Source organism: Streptococcus ilei, assembly GCF_000479335.1.
GTDB classification, from domain to species: Bacteria; Bacillota; Bacilli; order Lactobacillales; family Streptococcaceae; genus Streptococcus; species Streptococcus ilei.
Genome location: NC_022584.1, coordinates 230,872 through 249,903 on the forward strand (window position 1 = coordinate 230,872; position 19,032 = coordinate 249,903).

General features: G+C 42.6%; 14 protein-coding genes, 1 tRNA gene and 1 other RNA gene. 14 read left to right on the forward strand and 2 right to left on the reverse strand.

The features are described from left to right. From rpoD to lepB, 10 genes are all read left to right on the forward strand, one after another. Complete coding sequence (gene rpoD / locus N596_RS01235; protein ID WP_023022794.1) at positions 1–1,113, forward strand: RNA polymerase sigma factor RpoD; 1,113 nt, start codon at positions 1–3, stop codon at positions 1,111–1,113. A 345-nt stretch (positions 1,114–1,458) separates the two neighbouring features. Next, the gene (locus tag N596_RS01240) at positions 1,459–1,788 is read left to right on the forward strand and encodes a metal-sulfur cluster assembly factor (protein ID WP_006596590.1); all 330 of its coding nucleotides are present in this window, start codon (positions 1,459–1,461) and stop codon (positions 1,786–1,788) included. Positions 1,789–1,943: 155 nt separating this feature from the next. Beyond that, positions 1,944–2,651, forward strand: coding sequence for an ABC transporter ATP-binding protein (locus N596_RS01245; protein WP_023022796.1), 708 nt, complete (start codon positions 1,944–1,946; stop codon positions 2,649–2,651). Positions 2,652–2,660: 9 nt separating this feature from the next. Next, a complete protein-coding gene (locus tag N596_RS01250) occupies positions 2,661–3,461 on the forward strand; it encodes a hypothetical protein (RefSeq protein ID WP_023022798.1) in 801 nt (266 codons plus the stop codon). Between the two features lie 77 nt (positions 3,462–3,538). Further along, positions 3,539–3,886, forward strand: a transfer-messenger RNA (tmRNA) gene (gene ssrA, locus N596_RS09535). A gap of 288 nt (positions 3,887–4,174) precedes the next feature. Continuing rightward, positions 4,175–4,262, forward strand: a tRNA-Ser gene (locus N596_RS01255). A gap of 128 nt (positions 4,263–4,390) precedes the next feature. Continuing rightward, positions 4,391–7,492, forward strand: a complete 3,102-nt coding sequence (locus tag N596_RS01260; RefSeq protein ID WP_023026650.1) for a DNA polymerase III subunit alpha — start codon at positions 4,391–4,393, stop codon at positions 7,490–7,492. Positions 7,493–7,577: 85 nt separating this feature from the next. Beyond that, a complete protein-coding gene (gene pfkA, locus N596_RS01265) occupies positions 7,578–8,591 on the forward strand; it encodes a 6-phosphofructokinase (RefSeq protein ID WP_023026651.1) in 1,014 nt (337 codons plus the stop codon). Between the two features lie 60 nt (positions 8,592–8,651). After that, positions 8,652–10,157 (forward strand): pyruvate kinase, encoded by a 1,506-nt coding sequence (pyk, locus tag N596_RS01270; protein WP_023022804.1) that lies wholly within the window; start codon positions 8,652–8,654, stop codon positions 10,155–10,157. Positions 10,158–10,301: 144 nt separating this feature from the next. Next, positions 10,302–10,859 carry a signal peptidase I gene (lepB, locus tag N596_RS01275; protein ID WP_023026652.1) on the forward strand — a complete coding sequence of 186 codons (558 nt, stop codon included), beginning with the start codon at positions 10,302–10,304 and terminating at the stop codon, positions 10,857–10,859. Positions 10,860–10,951: 92 nt separating this feature from the next. On the opposite strand, the gene N596_RS01280 is transcribed toward lepB, so the two are convergent. Next, positions 10,952–12,145: a cation diffusion facilitator family transporter gene (locus N596_RS01280; RefSeq protein ID WP_023022808.1), complete on the reverse strand. Its 1,194-nt coding sequence runs from the start codon at positions 12,143–12,145 to the stop codon at positions 10,952–10,954. 185 nt (positions 12,146–12,330) lie between these two features. Between N596_RS01280 and pcrA the strand changes: the two genes are divergently transcribed. From pcrA to N596_RS01300, 4 genes are all read left to right on the forward strand, one after another. Continuing rightward, positions 12,331–14,616: a DNA helicase PcrA gene (gene pcrA, locus N596_RS01285; protein WP_023026653.1), complete on the forward strand. Its 2,286-nt coding sequence runs from the start codon at positions 12,331–12,333 to the stop codon at positions 14,614–14,616. 371 nt (positions 14,617–14,987) lie between these two features. After that, positions 14,988–16,262 carry a DUF2130 domain-containing protein gene (locus N596_RS01290; RefSeq protein ID WP_023022812.1) on the forward strand — a complete coding sequence of 425 codons (1,275 nt, stop codon included), beginning with the start codon at positions 14,988–14,990 and terminating at the stop codon, positions 16,260–16,262. A gap of 9 nt (positions 16,263–16,271) precedes the next feature. Further along, entirely contained in the window at positions 16,272–16,706 is a 435-nt protein-coding gene (locus tag N596_RS01295) for a GNAT family N-acetyltransferase (RefSeq protein ID WP_023022814.1), read from the forward strand. Between the two features lie 39 nt (positions 16,707–16,745). Further along, the gene (locus N596_RS01300; protein ID WP_023026654.1) at positions 16,746–17,546 is read left to right on the forward strand and encodes an alpha/beta fold hydrolase; all 801 of its coding nucleotides are present in this window, start codon (positions 16,746–16,748) and stop codon (positions 17,544–17,546) included. A gap of 33 nt (positions 17,547–17,579) precedes the next feature. Here the strand turns inward: N596_RS01300 and N596_RS01305 are convergent, their stop codons facing one another. Then, the gene (locus N596_RS01305; RefSeq protein ID WP_023026655.1) at positions 17,580–18,896 is read right to left on the reverse strand and encodes an FAD-containing oxidoreductase; all 1,317 of its coding nucleotides are present in this window, start codon (positions 18,894–18,896) and stop codon (positions 17,580–17,582) included. Between the last annotated feature and the right edge of the window lie 136 nt (positions 18,897–19,032).

Here is a 19,032-nt window from a genome sequence, read left to right on the forward strand (position 1 = left end):
ATGGCGAAAGAACAAAAAGATATCACAACTTTAGATGTCCAAATTGCAGAGTTTATTCGTAGTCATAAGAAAAGTGGTACTGCAACAGATGATGAAATCAATGATCAATTGGTCATTCCTTTTGCTTTGGATGCCGATGGAATTGATGATTTGTTGCAACGGATTCAAGATGCTGGGATTTCAATCACGGATAAAGAAGGAAATCCAAGTGCGCGTGTCCTGAACAACGAAGAAGAAGAACCAGAGTTGACGGATGAGGAATTGCTTGGAAGCAACTCTGCTAAGGTCAATGACCCAGTACGGATGTACTTGAAGGAAATTGGGGTCGTTCCTCTTTTGACCAATGAAGAAGAACAAGAATTGGCCATCTTGGTGGAACAAGGGGACTTGGAAGCTAAGCAACGTTTGGCAGAAGCCAACCTTCGTTTGGTTGTTTCTATTGCGAAACGCTATGTTGGTCGTGGGATGCAATTCTTGGATTTGATCCAAGAAGGAAACATGGGCTTGATGAAGGCCGTTGATAAGTTTGACTATACCAAAGGATTCAAGTTTTCTACTTATGCGACTTGGTGGATTCGTCAGGCTATCACCCGTGCCATTGCAGACCAGGCTCGTACCATTCGTATTCCTGTCCACATGGTAGAAACTATTAACAAGTTGGTTCGTGAACAACGCAACCTCTTGCAAGAATTGGGACAAGATCCTACACCAGAACAAATTGCTGAACGCATGGATATGACTCCTGATAAGGTGCGCGAAATCTTGAAGATTGCTCAAGAGCCTGTTTCTTTAGAAACGCCAATCGGGGAAGAGGACGATAGCCATTTGGGAGATTTTATCGAAGACGAAGTGATTGAAAATCCAGTGGATTACACCACTCGTGTGGTACTACGCGAACAATTGGATGAAGTCCTTGATACTCTTACCGACCGGGAAGAAAATGTCCTTCGTTTGCGTTTTGGTTTGGATGACGGTAAAATGCGAACCTTGGAAGATGTGGGGAAAGTTTTTAACGTGACCCGTGAACGGATCCGTCAGATTGAAGCCAAAGCCCTCCGCAAACTGCGCCACCCAAGCAGAAGCAAACCATTGCGTGATTTTATAGAGGATTAAAAAGGTCCGGGGGACCTTTTTAACCCGAGCCGAGAAACTCGGAAGCGAGGAAGATCCGGGGGACCTTTTTAACGGTCGCCTAGAAATAAAAAAGCGACCCAGGTCCGGGGGACCTTTTTAACCCGAGCCGAGAAACTCGGAAGCGAGGAAGATCCGGGGGACCTTTTTAACGGTCGCCTAGAAATAAAAAAGCGACCCAGGTCCGGGGGACCTTTTTAACCCGAGCCGAGAGATTCGGGAGCGAGGAAGGTCCGGGCGGTCTTTTATAGAGTTTCCTTAATATTTGGGTTTCCGTAAAAAAAGAAATTCTTCATAGGGATGAACCCAACGAAGAAGGAGTAAAGAATGAGTTATACGACAGAAGAAATCGAACAAATTAAAAACCGTATTCTTGAAAATCTAGAGCAGGTCATCGATCCTGAATTAGGGATTGATATTGTCAACCTTGGTTTAGTCTACGAAATTCGGTTTGATGGTGAAACTGGTGAAACAGAAATCGATATGACCCTAACCACTATGGGGTGTCCATTGGCAGACTTGCTGACGGATCAGATTTATGATGCCTTAACAGGAATGGAAGAAGTGACCAAGGTCGATGTAAAATTGGTCTGGTATCCAGCTTGGACGGTTGAAAAGATGAGCCGCTATGCGCGGATTGCATTGGGAATTAAATAAAATTGATTTAAAGGAGGGACAGATGTTCCTCTTTTTTTATGAAGATGGTTTGGATGTCAAATAGTACGAACATTCTACCTTCTTTTCCGATTATATCTTGCAATCACTTCTTAGTAAGGTTATAATAGAATCATTATTAAATTAAGGAGAAGATTATGAATCAGTACCCTTTGGTCTACTTAGACCATGTTCAAAAAGTGTATGGTAAACATATTGCCTTAGGTGATGTGAGTGTCAATATTCAACCGGGTCGTATCATTGGTTTGTTAGGACCAAACGGAAGTGGGAAAACTACCATTATTAAATTAGTGAATGGGCTTTTGCAACCAACTTCTGGTAATGTCTACATCCATGGCCAAGTACCGTCTGCAAAAACCAAACAGGTCGTTTCTTATTTACCAGATACAACTTATTTGGATGAAAATATGAAGATTTCAGAAACAATCCGTTTCTTCCAAGACTTCTATAAGGATTTCAATGCTCAACGTGCTTATCAATTGTTGAATGATTTACATTTGCACCCAGAGCAAAAATTGAAACAACTCTCTAAAGGGAATAAGGAAAAAGTTCAATTAATTTTGGTCATGAGCCGTGAAGCGGATTTGTACATTCTGGATGAACCAATTGGGGGAGTAGACCCTGCTGCGCGTGATTACATTCTTAGAACCATCATTCAAAATCGTCGTCCAAACTCATCTGTATTGATTTCAACCCACTTGATTGCGGACGTTGAACAAGTCTTGGATGAAGCGCTCTTTATCAATCAAGGTCGTATTCTGTTGCATGAAAACACAACTGTTCTTCGCAACCAATACGGTAAATCGATTGATGAGATCTTCCGTGAACAATTTAGAATGTATTAGGAGGTTCTTATGTTTGGGAAATTAATGAAATATGAATTAAAAGCAACCTATAAGTGGTATCTCATTATTTCGGGTGTGCTTGCTATTCTCTCCATTTTTGCTGGTTTATTAGCTTCTAGTGTTATAACTGGGGCATCAACTTTCACAGAAAACACAGCCTTAACTATTGGGAGTATTGTTGTTTTGGTCATTTTTGCGGGCTACATTGGCTTGACCTTGACCAACTATATCATTATTATTCGTCGTTTTTACAACAATATTTTTGGTCGTGAAGGTTATTTGACCTGGACCTTGCCAACTGGATCTCATACTGTTTTACTTGTAAAAGTAACATCTGCTTTGATTTGGAGTATCTTCTGTTTTATTAGCTTGATTCTTTCTTTGCTTATTTTCTTAGGAGTGATTGGCCTCGCTCAACAACAGAATATTTTTGATTTACTTGGTCCATTGTTCGAAAAGATTGGGTCATCTCTTATTTGGCAAAGCTTGCTATTTCAAGTGTTAGCGACTATTTCAGGTATTTTAATGCTCTACTGTGCCATCTCACTGGGTCAGCTCTTCATTAACAGTCGTATCGTGATGGCCTTCGTCTTTGGATTTATCCTTTGGGTTGTACTAAGTATCATTGGAAGATTGTTCCCTTCTATATCTATTTCAGAACTTTCAAGAACTGCAACTATGTCTTCTGATACTCTTAGTGATATCTTAGTTGTTAACTTTATTCCTGCCTATATCTATGAAGTGGTGAAAATTGTAGCGATGTATTTCACGGTACATTATGTAACAAAATTCAAACTAAACTTGCAATAAAAGTGAAAGAGGGAAGAGATCCCTCTTTTTCTTTTGCCATTTTATACAAAAAATGATACACTTGAGTATATCATTTTGGGGTCGTTACGGATTCGACAGGCATTATGAGGCATATTTTGCGACTCGTGTGGCGACGTAAACGCTCAGTTAAATATAACTGCAAAAAATAACACTTCTTACGCTCTAGCTGCCTAAAAACCAGCAGGCGTGACCCGATTCGGATTGCTCGTGTCTGATGACAGGTCTTGATTTTAGCGAGATACGATCAAACTTTGTCTAGCAGTTTGATAAGAGATTGATAGACTCGCAGTTCCTAGGCTTGAGTTATGTGTCGAGGAGCTGTTAAACCAATACATAACCTATGGTTGTAGACAAATATGTTAGCAGATGTTTGGACGTGGGTTCGACTCCCACCGGCTCCATTTTTTATATGCAAGAGGCTGGGACAAATGTCCTAGCCTCTTAACTGTCTTTGGGTTGTCGAGCAAGACTTAGTGGTTGAGTGGGTTCTACTACGCTGAATTCATCAGCTTTTACAGCCCTACTCAACTGTGAGGAGGTGGGACGACGAAATCGAATTCTAACGAATGACCGATTTCTGTCCCACTCTCTTTTTATTTCTTTAAAATCCATCAAGCAATGATATCTTGTGAGCGATTCCTAAATTTTTTGTTGACAGAAGGGGCGCTTTTCCGTATAATGGATACTAGTTTGGAAGATTACTCAAGAGGCTTAAGAGGCCGTGTTGGAAACGCGGTAGGCGTGTAACAGCGTGCGTGGGTTCGAATCCCATGTCTTCCGTATAAGAAAGAAAAGCAGATCAGTCGGTCTGTTTTTTTTGTTAGGCAGGATTGGCAATGGGTAAGAGTGTCTTCTTTGCCGGATTTCCTGTATAATAGAAGGAAAGAACGGATGAAAAGGAGAACAAGGTGATTACACAGCTGGACACAAAATCAGTCTACACCTTTATGGACAGTTTAGTCTCTATTCGAGACTATATTCATCGTGCCAAAGAAATGGGTTACCAACAAATTGGTCTCATGGACATCGATAATTTATATGGGGCTTACGAGTTTTTAGAAGAGTGTCAAAAAGCTGGTATGGGGGCTGTCCTAGGTCTTGATTTGGAAGTCGAGATACCGGTGGGTCCTTTGTCTATCCGTTTGGTTGCATTAGGAACCAAAGGCTACAAACACTTAATTAAAATTTCCAGCATGAAAATGATGGGGACAACAGATTGGTCAGCCTTTCAACACTTATTGGATGATATAGCCATCATCGTTCCCTATTTTGAAGGGATTGAGTATTTAGACTTAGGCCAAGACTTTGCGATTGGTGTCTTTCCGGATACTCCAGCGAAACATTTTTCTCGTCCTGTTTTCCCACTCCATACGGTCCGATATTTTTCTACGAGTGATTTGGAGAGTCTTCAGATGCTTCACGCCATTCGTAATAATTGCAGTCTGAAGGAAGTAGGAGCTATTGACACCTCTATGATGTTCCTGTCACCTGAAGAGTTGGAGCGGGCATTTTCACATAATTTTCCGGATAGTATTCCTTATCTAGAGAAGACTCTTGCGGCCGTTCATTATGAGATTGATACGCAATTAAAACTTCCCCGCTTTAATCCAGAGAAGCCTGCAGTCGAGGAATTACGTGAATTGGCTGAAGAAGGCTTGAGAGCCAAGGGGCTGAACCAGGCGGTTTACCAAGAGCGTTTGCGTCATGAATTGGCTGTCATCCATCAGATGGGCTTTGATGACTACTTCTTGATTGTCTGGGATTTATTACGCTTTGGTCGAAGTCAGGGTTACTATATGGGGATGGGACGTGGATCAGCAGTTGGTAGTCTAGTAGCCTATGCCTTGGATATTACAGGGATTGATCCAGTCAAGAACAATCTTCTCTTTGAGCGTTTTTTGAACTTAGAGCGCTATACAATGCCAGATATTGATATTGATATTCCAGATGTCTATCGTCCCAAATTTATCCAGTATGTTAAAAATCGCTACCGCAGTCCTCACGTGGCTCAAATTGTGACCTTCTCAACTTTTGGGGCCAAGCAAGCCATTCGGGATGTTTTTAAGAGATTTGGGACCCCAGAATATGAGTTAACCAACCTCACCAAGCGGATCGGCTTGCGGGATACCTTATCCTCTGCTTATGAAAAGAATTTAGCATTTCGTCAAGCCATTCAAAGTCGCCCAGAATACCGTAAAGGATTTGAAATTGCGAAGAGGATTGAAGGGCAACCGCGTCAGACGTCGATTCATGCGGCAGGCGTTGTCATGAGTGGAGAGGACCTCACCAATCAAATTCCGATCAAGATGGGTGAGGAGATGAATCTGACCCAATATGATGCCCATGGTGTTGAAGCTAATGGCTTGCTCAAGATGGACTTCTTAGGACTACGAAATTTGACCTTTGCTCAACGGATGCAGGAAGCAGTGAAGGAAAAATATCAAAAGGATATTAAAATCGAGGACATTCCTCTAGAAGATCCAGAAACAATTGCTTTATTTGCTGCTGGCAATACCAAGGGTATCTTCCAGTTTGAGCAAGCGGGAGCTATTCGTTTGCTGAGACGAGTTCAACCTAGCTGTTTTGAAGAAATTGTTGCGACGACTTCCTTGAACCGGCCAGGAGCTAGTGACTATATTGATAATTTCGTTAAACGCAAGCACGGCAAGGAAAAGGTCGATATGATCGATCCTAGTTTGGAAGAGATTCTAGCACCAACTTATGGCATCATGCTCTATCAGGAGCAAGTCATGCAGGTGGCCCAGACCTTTGCTGGCTTTAGTCTAGGAAAAGCCGATATCCTCAGACGGGCCATGGGGAAAAAGAACGTTGCAGAAATGCATCGGATGGAAGATGACTTTATCAAAGGGGCTATCGCTCTTGGACATAGTGCAGAAAAAGCCAAGCAAGTGTTTTCCATTATGGAAAAATTTGCTGGCTATGGCTTTAATCGTTCCCATGCCTATGCTTACTCAGCCCTGGCCTTCCAATTGGCCTACTTTAAAGTCCATTATCCAGATGTCTTCTTTGACATTATGCTCAACTATTCTAGCAGTGATTACTTGACCGATGCATTGCAATTCAACTTCCAAGTGGCTCCTTTGACCATTAATACCATTCCTTATAAAGATAAGTTCCAAGATCAGAAGATTTATCTAGGAATGAAGAATATCAAAGGTCTTCCAAAAGATCTAGCCTTTTGGATTATTGACCAACGTCCGTTTGAGAGTATTGAAGATTTTATCTTGCGCTTGCCCAGTCAGTACCACAAACTTCCTCTTTTAACGCCACTGGTAGAATTGGGCTTGTTTGACTGCTTTGAAAAGAATCGAAGAAAAGTCCTTCAGAACCTTCCTAATCTATTTGTTTTTGCAGATGAGTTGGGTAGTTTATTTGGCGAAGCTAATTATTCCTGGATGGATGCCGAGGACTACAGCAAGGCTGAGAAGTATGAAATGGAGCAAAGGGTCATAGGGGTCGGTCTCAGTCCTCATCCTCTGGTGGAAATTCTAGCCGCAAGTAGCCAACCAGTACGGCCGATCGCTTCTTTAAGCGAAGGAGAACAGGCCACCATCCTAGTCGAACTCCAATCAATCCGGACGATTCGAACAAAAAATGGGGAAAATATGGCCTTTCTACAAGTTTCCGATCTCCAAAAGAAGATGGATGTCACTCTTTTTCCGGAAACTTATCGCCAGTATAGTTCAAAAATAAGAGAGAAGGGCTATTACTATCTCAAGGGGAAAATCCAGTCTAGAGATGGTCGACTCCAAATGATTTTGATGGAAGCAGAAGAAGCCACCAATCAGCGTTTTTGGATTCAATTGTTTGATCACCAGGAGGACCGGGCAGTCTTAGATATTTTAAAAGCTTATCCAGGTCCTTATCCTGTCGTTATTCGCTATGAAGAGGAGAAAAAGACCATTCAATTAAAAGGAGTTTCCGTCCAGAAAAACGAGAAGTTAGAAAATGAGCTGGCAAGTATTGCTATGAAAACGATTTATCGATAAAATCTACGGAAAATAGGAGAAATTTGAGCCTCTTTGTGTTATAATCATTTAGAATGTAAAAGAAAAAAAAGGAGCAAATATCGAAATGAAACGTATTGCTGTTTTAACCAGTGGAGGAGATGCCCCTGGAATGAATGCTGCTATCCGTGCAGTTGTTCGCCAAGCAATTTCTGAAGGAATGGAAGTATTTGGTATCTATAATGGATACGCTGGTATGGTTGCTGGCGATATCCATCAATTGGATGCTTCATCAGTTGGGGATATTATTTCTCGTGGTGGAACGATGCTTCATTCAGCTCGCTATCCAGAATTTGCTGAACGCGAAGGTCAATTAAAAGGGATCGAGCAGTTGAAGAAACATGGAATCGAAGGTGTCGTCGTTATCGGTGGTGATGGATCATACCACGGTGCGATGCGTTTGACAGAACATGGCTTCCCAGCTGTAGGACTTCCTGGGACAATTGATAATGATATCGTTGGTACAGATTTTACAATCGGATTTGATACAGCTGTTACAACTGTTATGGACGCGATTGATAAGATCCGCGATACATCATCTAGTCACCATCGTACTTTCGTTATCGAGGTAATGGGACGTCATGCCGGGGATATCGCCCTTTGGTCTGGTATTGCTTCTGGTGCGGATGAAATTATCATTCCAGAAGAAGGCTTTGCTATCGAGGATGTCGTTGAGAGTATCAAGAAGGGCTACGAAAAAGGTCGTACACACAATATCATCGTCCTTGCTGAAGGTGTGATGTCTGCTGCTGAATTCGGTAAAGCCTTGAAAGATGCCGGAGATACAAGCGATCTTCGTGTAACAGAACTTGGACATATCCAACGTGGTGGTTCACCTACTGCGCGTGACCGTGTCCTTGCTTCACGTTTGGGTGCACATGCTGTTAAGTTGTTGAAAGCTGGTATCGGTGGTGTAGCTGTTGGTATCCGCAATGAACAAATGGTGGAAAACCCAATTCTTGGTAGTGCAGAAGAAGGTGCTCTCTTCAGCTTGACTGAAGACGGCAAAATCAAGGTGAACAACCCTCACAAGGCTGACTTGAACCTTGCAGAGTTGAACCGTAGCTTATCTTCTATCTAATAGTTATTTGTTAAAATTTGTCTAAATAGACAGTGTATTTTAAAAGGAGTCACAAAAATCATGAACAAACGTGTAAAAATCGTTGCAACCTTAGGTCCTGCGGTAGAAATCCGTGGTGGTAAAAAATTTGGTGATGATGGATATTGGGGTGAAAAACTTGATGTTGAAGCTTCAGCACAAAACATTGCTCAATTGATTGAAGCAGGAGCTAACACTTTCCGTTTCAACTTCTCACACGGTGACCACCAAGAACAAGGTGACCGTATGGCAACCGTTAAACGTGCAGAAGAAATCGCTGGTAAAAAAGTTGGTTTCCTTCTTGATACAAAAGGTCCAGAAATCCGTACAGAGTTGTTCGAAGGCGATGCTAAAGAGTACTCATACAAGACTGGTGAAAAAATCCGTGTTGCAACTAAACAAGGAATCAAATCAACTCGTGAAGTGATTGCTTTGAACGTTGCTGGTGGTCTTGATATCTACGATGATGTTGAAGTTGGTCATCAAGTCTTGGTTGACGATGGTAAATTAGGTCTTCGTATTTTCGCTAAAGACGATGATACTCGTGAATTTGAAGTGGTTGTTGAAAATGACGGTATTATTGCTAAGCAGAAAGGTGTGAATATCCCTAATACGAAGATTCCTTTCCCAGCTCTTGCTGAACGCGATAACGACGATATCCGCTTCGGTTTGGAACAAGGTATCAACTTCATCGCGATCTCATTCGTACGTACTGCGAAAGACGTGAACGAAGTTCGTGCAATCTGTGAAGAAACTGGTAACGGTCACGTTCAATTGTTCGCTAAAATCGAAAACCAACAAGGTATCGATAACTTGGATGAAATCATTGAAGCTGCTGACGGTATCATGATCGCTCGTGGTGACATGGGTATCGAAGTACCATTCGAAATGGTTCCAGTATACCAAAAAATGATCATCACAAAAGTGAACGCTGCTGGTAAAGTTGTTATCACTGCAACAAACATGCTTGAAACAATGACTGAAAAACCACGTGCAACTCGTTCAGAAGTATCAGACGTATTTAACGCTGTTATCGACGGAACTGACGCGACTATGCTTTCAGGTGAGTCTGCAAACGGTAAATACCCACTTGAGTCAGTAACAACAATGGCTACAATTGACAAGAATGCACAAACTCTTCTTAACGAATACGGACGTTTGAACTCAGATACTTTCGAACGTAACTCTAAGACAGAAGTTATGGCATCAGCTGTTAAAGATGCAACAAACTCAATGGATATCAAATTGGTCGTTACTCTTACTAAGACTGGTCACACTGCACGTTTGATTTCTAAATACCGTCCAAATGCTGATATCTTGGCATTGACATTTGATGAATTGACTGAACGTGGATTGATGTTGAACTGGGGAGTTATCCCAATGTTGACAGATGCTCCATCATCAACTGACGATATGTTCGAAATCGCAGAACGTAAAGCAGTAGAAGCAGGTCTTGTACAATCTGGTGACGATATCGTTATCGTTGCAGGTGTGCCACTTGGTGAAGCTGTTCGTACAAACACTATGCGTATCCGTACAGTACGTTAATCTAACTAACCAACCTTGTTCTCTAAGTGTAAAATCTTGGAGACAAGGTTTTTTTCGTCCAAGTTTCTGACGATTTAGGAATGTGGGCCTTTTTTATTGTCTAATAAAATGGTATAATGGAAGGAACTGAAAGGGGGGATAGGAATGTCAAAAAGGGATTTGATTCGGAATATTATCATCATTGGAATATTGGGCTTGGTACTCATTACTTTGCGCCTATTTGTTTTTCAACCATTGTGGGTATCTGATCAAATGGCCAATGCCTCCGTTAAGAAAGATGATTTAGTATTAGCGACTAAGAAGGGAAAAATTGATCGGACAGATTTGGTCCTCTACCATGTAAAAGAGAAACAATATCTTGGACGTGTCATTGCGATAGAGAGCGATGAGGTCAGCTATGTGGATGATGTCTTTTATTTGAATGGTGTAGCTACAGCAGAGCCGTATTTGGATAAAATGAAGACCAAACATTTGGCGGCCCCAAGTGGCGATTATTTTACAAATGATTTTTTCTCTAGAGAACTTAAAGGAACCAAGGCAGGGAAAGTACCAAGTAATAGTTATTTAGTCCTAAACGATGATCGCAACAATACAAAAGATAGCCGTGAATTTGGTTATATTAAAGCTAGTCAGATTGAAGGGGTAGTTGATTTCCGCTTGTATCCTTTAAATAAATTCGGCTTTATTAAAATCGAAGAATAGTCCAGAAGGACTATTTTTTCTTACAAAAAAGCTACTGCAGAATATGTGAACTGCAGTAGCTTTTTATCTTTGTTTCTCCCAGTTAGAGGGCCCTAGTTTTCCTTTTTACTGGTAATTTGATGAAAGACCTTTTGCCAATGTTCATGGCGACGCCAGAGACTGGTATGGATCTGGTTATTTAATTCATAGCGAATCAGCTTAGTCTTTTGACTGATGGATTCGATCTCGAAATTCTTAAAGGGAATCTGATGCTCTTCCTGCAAACGGACCAGGTCCTCCTTGTGGCTTTCTTGGCCAAACTCATCGATGAGGGTGAAGTTGTCTGCTAGGAGGGTTGAATATTCTTGCTGAGCTTGCAAGCGCTCTTCGTAGGTTTTTAGTTTGAGAAGGACATTGTCCAAAATCTCATCTTCTGGGATGGAACTTGGTTCCACATGGACATCAATGTCAAAAACTCCAAATTCTTCCTTGAGAAGGCGCTCGACCTCTTCGGTAATGGCATGGCTCTCATAAACAGAAAGGTCTGGATTCATTTCGATGACGACATCTAGGTAGATATTGCTTCCGTAGGTCCGTCCTCGTTGGGATTTGACCCGGCTGACCTTTGGCAATTCTAGAATAGCAGCCTTGTATTTATCAAGAAGACTTTCATCAAATCCATCTGAGAGGCTGAAGGAGGATTCAATGAAAATATCGTAGGCTGTTTTTAGAATAAAGAAGGTAATAACGATGGCCACTAATTGGTCCACAATCGGATAGTTAAGAGCACTAGCTCCAATCGCAACAGAGGTTCCTAAAGAAGTGACTACGTCAGACAGGTTGTCTTTAGCAGCAGCATTAAGGGCCTTGGATTGGGCTTTCTTAGCTAAGGTGCGGTTATACAGATAGACTGCAAACATGACTAGGGCTGACCCAACTCCGACAATGGCCCCTAAAGGATCAATGACAGATGTTTCCCTGCTGAGGATTTTTTGAACCGTATCTCGTAAGACATCAAAGCCCACATAAAACATGATGATGGAAGTCACCAGACTAGCTAGATCTTCAATCTTCCAATGACCGAATCGGTGGTCGCGGTCAGCTGGCTGGCGGGCCATGCGAATGCCAATGAGAAGGGCGACATTGCTGATTATATCTGATAAGTTATTAAAACCATCAGCAACCAAACTAGAGGAGTGAAGGAGGTGGCCTGTTGCTAATTTGGCAGCGGAAAGGATCAGGTAGGCTACAATACTGATCAGGGCTCCACGTTCGGCAAGTTTTAAATTACTTTGTGATTGATTCACTGATAACTCCTCCAGACTTCTGTAGATTTCCTCATAAGCGGTTGTTGAAGAGGGAAAATTCGTTCTTCTTAAGGCTTTATTATAGCCTTTTTGAGGGCAAAATTCAAATGAAGCCGACCATTTTCCAAAGGTGCAAGGGCGAAATTGTGGTATAATAGAACGATTGAAAGAATGAGGAGAATGAGATGAATCCTTTATTGAAAGGTATGAATGATCGCCAGGCAGAGGCGGTCCAAACGACAGAAGGCCCCCTCTTGATCATGGCGGGGGCTGGTTCTGGTAAGACACGTGTCTTGACCCATCGGATTGCTTACTTGATCGATGAAAAAATGGTTAATCCTTGGAATATTTTGGCCATTACCTTTACCAATAAGGCTGCTCGCGAGATGAAGGAGCGGGCTTACCAGTTGAATCCGGCGACCCAAGATTGCTTGATCGCGACCTTCCACTCCATGTGTGTCCGCATCCTTCGTCGAGATGCGGATCACATTGGCTACAATCGTAACTTTACCATTGTCGATCCAGGTGAGCAACGGACCTTGATGAAGCGGATCTTGAAGTCTTTGAATTTGGATCCGAAGAAATGGAATGAACGAACCATTTTGGGGACCATTTCCAATGCCAAGAATGACCTGATTGATGAAGTGGCCTATGCCGCCCAAGCGGGGGACATGTACACCCAGATCGTCGCCAAGTGCTATGAGGCTTACCAAAAGGAATTGCGTCAGTCAGAAGCAGTGGACTTTGATGATTTGATCATGCTGACCTTGCGTCTTTTTGATCAGCATCCTGATGTGCTGACCTATTACCAGCAGAAGTTCCAATACATTCATGTGGATGAGTACCAAGATACCAACCATGCCCAATACCAATTGGTCAAACTCTTGGCTTCCCGTTTTAAAAATATCTGTGTGGTTGGAGATGCTGACCAGTCTATTTATGGCTGGCGGGGAGCGGACATGCAAAATATCCTGGATTTCGAAAAGGATTATCCTGATGCCAAGGTCGTTTTGTTAGAGGAAAATTATCGCTCCACTAAAACCATCCTACAAGCAGCCAACGATGTGATCAAAAATAATCGGAACCGCCGTCCCAAGAATCTCTGGACCCAAAATGCTGACGGCGAAGAAATTGTCTATTACCGGGCCAATGATGAGCAGGATGAAGCGGTCTTTGTTGCCAAAACCATTGAAGAGCTCAGTCGGAAAGCTGGCTACAAGCACCGTGATTTTGCGGTTCTCTACCGGACCAATGCCCAATCCCGGACCATTGAAGAAGCACTGCTCAAGTCCAATATTCCCTATACCATGGTAGGTGGTACCAAGTTCTACAGCCGGAAGGAAATTCGAGATGTCATTGCTTATCTGAACTTGATTGCCAACCTCAGTGACAATATCAGTTTTGAGCGGATTATCAATGAACCTAAGCGGGGAATCGGACCGGGTACGGTGGAGAAGATTCGTGATTTTGCTCAAATGCAAGGCTCCTCCCTCCTGGATGCTTCAGCCAATATCATGCTCTCTGGCATTAAAGGAAAAGCAGCCCAAGCTATCTGGGACTTTGCAAATCTCATTCTTGATTTGAGAGAAAAATTGGACCAGCTGACCATTACAGAATTGGTCGAAGAAGTCCTTGACAAGACAGGCTATATGACTGCCCTAGCCAATCAGGGAAATTTGGAAAGTCAGGCTCGCATCGAGAATATCCAAGAGTTCCTGTCTGTTACCAAGAATTTTGATGAAAATGGCGAGTCTGTTGAAGACGAATCAGGTGTGGATACCTTAAGTCGTTTCTTGAATGACTTGGCCCTGATTGCAGATACAGATGATGGGGCGCAAGAGACTTCTGAAGTGACCTTGATGACTCTTCATGCGGCTAAGGGATTGGAGTTCCCAGTGGTCTTCTTGATCGGGATGGAAGAAAACGTCTTTCCACTTAGTCGAGCAGCAGAGGATCCAGATGAGTTGGAAGAAGAACGTCGTCTGGCTTATGTAGGAATCACGCGGGCAGAGAAGATTCTCTTCCTGACCAATGCCAATTCTCGTTTGCTCTTTGGAAGGACCAGCTACAACCGTCCAACGCGCTTTATCAATGAGATTAGCTCAGATTTATTGACCTACCAAGGCTTAGCGCGTCCGGCTAACACGAGCTTTAAGGCTTCTTATAGTAATGGTGGCGGAACGACCTTTGGAAAAGGAATGAGCCTGTCACAAGCCCTTCAAGAGCGCAAGAGACAAGCAGCCCCAAGTGCCCTCACGTCCTCAAGCCTCCCCTTTGGCAATAGTAGCCAAGCTGGTGCTAAAGAAAGTGTCGCTTGGTCCATTGGCGACATTGCTGTTCACAAGAAGTGGGGAGAAGGAACCGTCCTTGAAGTCTCAGGTAGTGGCAATACCCAAGAGCTTAAGATTAACTTCCCAGAAGTGGGTCTCAAGAAACTCTTGGCCAGCGTCGCTCCGATTGAGAAAAAATAAACGGAAACCAGTAAGCCTAGTGTATTATTTCAGAACATAAACAAGCAATATCTCCTCAAGGATCTAATTGCTTACTGCATGAAAAAGTTGCAAGAAAAGAAATTTTGGAAATAGTGCGGAATAGATTGAGACTTTTCGCCGTGAGGAAAGCGCCAGAAACACATAAGTTTCTGGTGCTCGGTATATTTGAGACGTGAGGCTCAAATATAAGGTATGGAATCCCAAAGGGAGTCGCTACCGTCCGTCCTCACCTAAGAAAAGTCTCCAATAGAGGAATGAATACTCGGTTAAAACCAGCAGGCCTAGCTTGCTGGTTTTGATTTTACTACTAGCATGATATAATATACTAAGAATAGAGAAAGAGGCATGCTATGAACGAAATCAAGTGCCCCAACTGTGGGGAAGTATTTACAGTCAATGAAAGTCAATACAGCGAGCTCTTGTCCCAAGTGAGGACGGCGGAGTTTGACAAGGAAATTCATGAGCGGATTCGGCAGGAGTTGGCTTTGGCAGAGCAAAAGGCCCTCAATGAGCAACAAGAGAAGTTAGCAAAAAAGGACCAAGAAATTGCCCAGTTACAAAACCAGATTCAACAGTTTGATACTGAAAAAGAATTGGCTAAAAAAGAGGTGGAGCAAACTGCTAGCCAAAGTCTGCTAGAGAAAGAAAAAGAGGTTCAGGCACTGGAGAATCAATTAGCCACCTTGCGCTTGGAGCATGAAAACCAACTACAAAAGACTTTATCTGACTTAGAAAAAGAACGTGACCAGGTCAAAAATCAGCTCCTTTTACAAGAAAAGGAAAACGAACTTTCTCTGACTTCAGTTAAACAAAACTATGAGGCCCAGCTTAAGGCGGCTAATGAGCAGGTTGAGTTCTATAAGAACTTCAAGGCCCAACAATCAACCAAGGCCATCGGAGAAAGTCTGGAGCAGTATGCGGAGAGTGAGTTCAATAAGGTTCGCAGTTTTGCCTTCCCAAATGCCTACTTTGAAAAGGATAATAAGATTTCTGCACGTGGGTCTAAAGGGGACTTTATCTTCCGTGACTTTGATGAAAATGGGCTAGAATTCATTTCCATCATGTTTGAGATGAAAAATGAAGCCGACGGGACAGAGAAGAAGCATAAGAATGCTGATTTTTATAAGGAATTGGACAAGGACCGTCGAGAAAAGAACTGTGAATATGCTGTTTTGGTCAGTATGCTTGAAGCAGATAACGACTATTTCAACACAGGGATTGTCGATGTCAGCCACGAGTATGAGAAGATGTATGTGGTCCGTCCTCAGTTCTTTATCCAGTTGATTGGTCTCTTACGCAATGCTGCCCTCAACTCTCTAAAATACAAGCAGGAACTAGCACTAATCCGTGAGCAAAATATTGACATCACTCATTTTGAGGAAGACTTGGATGCTTTCAAGGTTGCCTTTGCCAAGAACTACAATTCGGCTTCTGTCAACTTCGGCAAGGCCATTGATGAAATCGACAAGGCCATTAAACGCATGGAAGAGGTCAAAAAATTCCTCACCACATCTGAAAATCAACTTCGCCTTGCTAACAACAAATTGGATGATGTTTCCGTTAAAAAATTGACTCGGAAGAATCCGACTATGAAAGCCAAGTTTGATGCCTTGAAGGAAGACTAGGAGGCTCCAATGCAGATACGAAAAGCAACCATGAAGGATGCTGAATCCTTACTGTCTCTATACGAAGACTTGGGCTATCCAACGACTGCTTCTAAGCTGTCTCGTCGTTTAGAAATGATTCTCTCTCAGCCACATTATGGCCTTCTTCTAGCTGAAAGAAACGGAGAAATTTTAGGTTTCTTAGGTTATGCAAAGCTCTTCTTTTTTGAAGCAGATGGATCTTACTATCGTATTTTAGCTTTGTCGGTTGCAAAAGAAACAAGACGACAAGGAATTGCTAGTAGGCTAATCGATGAATTGAAAAAACAAGCGGTAAAAGAAGGAGTTAATGCACTGGCTCTAAATAGTGGATTAACTGCTGAACGAAATGCTGCACATCAGTTTTATCAGGCGGTTGGATTTGAAAAAGTGACTGCCGGCTTTGTTCTGCATTTAAAAAGTTAACATGAATAAACATGATAAAATAGTAAGGGAAACGAAGTAATGTCTTCAACAAAAGGGAAAAACTTATATTTTAACGATAAGAGCATGGACTATGTAACATTTGGAAAAGGAAAGCAGCCCCTAGTGATCATACCAGGCTTAGGGGATGGGTTGCAGACAGTCAAAGGAAAGGCCCAGCTCTTTTCCCTCTCTTATCGTTTACTTGCTAAGAGATATAAAGTTTATGTTTTTTCTCGAATCAACGAGTTGAGGCAGGGTTATACGACACGGGATATGGCAGCAGATGTAGCAGAAGCAATGGAGACACTAAACCTAGATGCTGCCTATGTTATGGGGATTTCACAAGGTGGAATGATTGCCCAATGGTTGGCAGTTGATTTTCCTGAAAATGTTCAAAAGCTCATCCTAGCCGTGACAACAGCTAAACCGAGTCAACTTGCTAGAGAACGAATTGAGCATTGGCAAAAACTCAGTCAATCTGGAAATTTTAAGCATCTCATGCTGGATATTGCACAGCACTCCTACACGCAAAAGAGCTATCAAAAGTGGCGGTTCCTTTATAATATCATGGGTCGCCTGGGACGAATCAAAGATAAGAAACGAATTGCCATTCAGTCTCAATCTTGCCTGGATCACGATAGCCTTGAGGTCATAAAAAGAATTCACTGTCCGACCTTGGTTCTTGGTGCGCTTGAAGATGATGTGATCGGTGTGAACGGATCCAAAGAACTGGCAAAAGCGATTTCGGGTTGTCAGCTCCTTATTCTTAAGCATTCTGGGCATGCTCTGTATGAAGAAAATAAAGCATTTCAAGAGGCTGTCTGTGGATTTTTAAACTAAAAAAGCTGGAATTTTCCAGCTTTTTTATGTTAGTTAAATCGCAAAGAGATCGTTTAGGTTTTCTGCCATGGTTGGGTGGGTAAAGATTTGTTTTGCGATGTAAGTATAAGGGATCTTGTTGTCCATGGCCATGGTGATCAGGTTGATGAGTTCGCCTGCAGCTTCTCCGAAGAGAGTTGCTCCAAGGATTTCTTTGGTTTCTGGGTTGACCACGGCTTTGAAAGCACCTCGAAGGTCTGCATTGACATGGCCACGTGGCATGGCAGCAACTGGCAATTCTTTGACAGCAACTGGAAGTCCTTTGTCACGTGCTTCTTGCTCGGTCAAGCCGACTTGGGCCAATGGAGGAGCAATGAAGAGTGTTGTCGCATAGTTTCCGCGTGTTTCGAGATTGTAGCTACCATCGCCTGTGAGGTAGTTGAAGACAATGCGGAAATCGTCAAGGGACATGTAGGTGAATTGAGGACCACCATTGACATCCCCAACTGCAAAGACACCAGGAACGTTGGTTTCCAAATGACGGTTGACTTGAATTGCTCCACGATCAGTGACTTGGATATCTGTATTTTCAAGACCAAGTCCAGCTGTGTTTGGCTTACGTCCTGTTGCGTAGAGGAGGATATCGAACTCGAAGTCTCCTTTATCGGTGACAAGGGTTAAGCTAGCTTCACCATCTTTGATTTCTTGGGTATGAACGCCTTGCAAGAATTGAATGCCATCTTCTTCAAGGTAGCCTTTTGCAAGAGCTGCAATGCTTGGCTCAATCCGTGGCAAGAATGCTTCAGAAGCGTCCAATACTGTTACTTGGCTACCCAAGGTATTGTAGAGATGGGCAAATTCCAATCCGATAGGTCCACCACCAAGGACACCAAGGCGTTTAGGTAGATTTTCCAGCCGTTGAATACCGGTTGAATCCACAGCAAATTTACTTTCAGCAAGTCCTGGGATTGGAAGGATAGTTGGCACCGCACCAGTATTAATAATAATGGTTTCAGCTGTCAATTCTTCCTTTTCCTCACCAGCTTGAATTTCGATAACCTTGTTGGAAACGAAACGAGCTGTCGCATCGATGATGTCTACACCCGTTCCAGCAATAGTTGCGTAGTTCTTGCCGTTGAGACGAGTGGTGACCGCATTCTTTTCGCTCATGGCTTGTTCAAAATCCAAGCCTTTTTCCGCTGCGACAATCAAGGTCTTGGTTGGGATACAAGCGATATTGATACAAGTACCACCATACATAGACTTGCTCTTTTCAATTAGAGCGACTTTTTTCCCTTGGCTTGATAATTTCGCTGCGAGTGTTTTACCAGCTTTACCAAATCCAATAACAATAACATCATACGTTAACATATGTTACACCTTCTTTCGTTTTCTATTGTATCAAACCCATTTTAAAAAGTCTGAAATCTGCTACGGGATTTTTAGGAGCTCATGGGAATGGGGAATCAGGGACAAGGAGATCCTTTTCATGGTATAATAAAGGGTC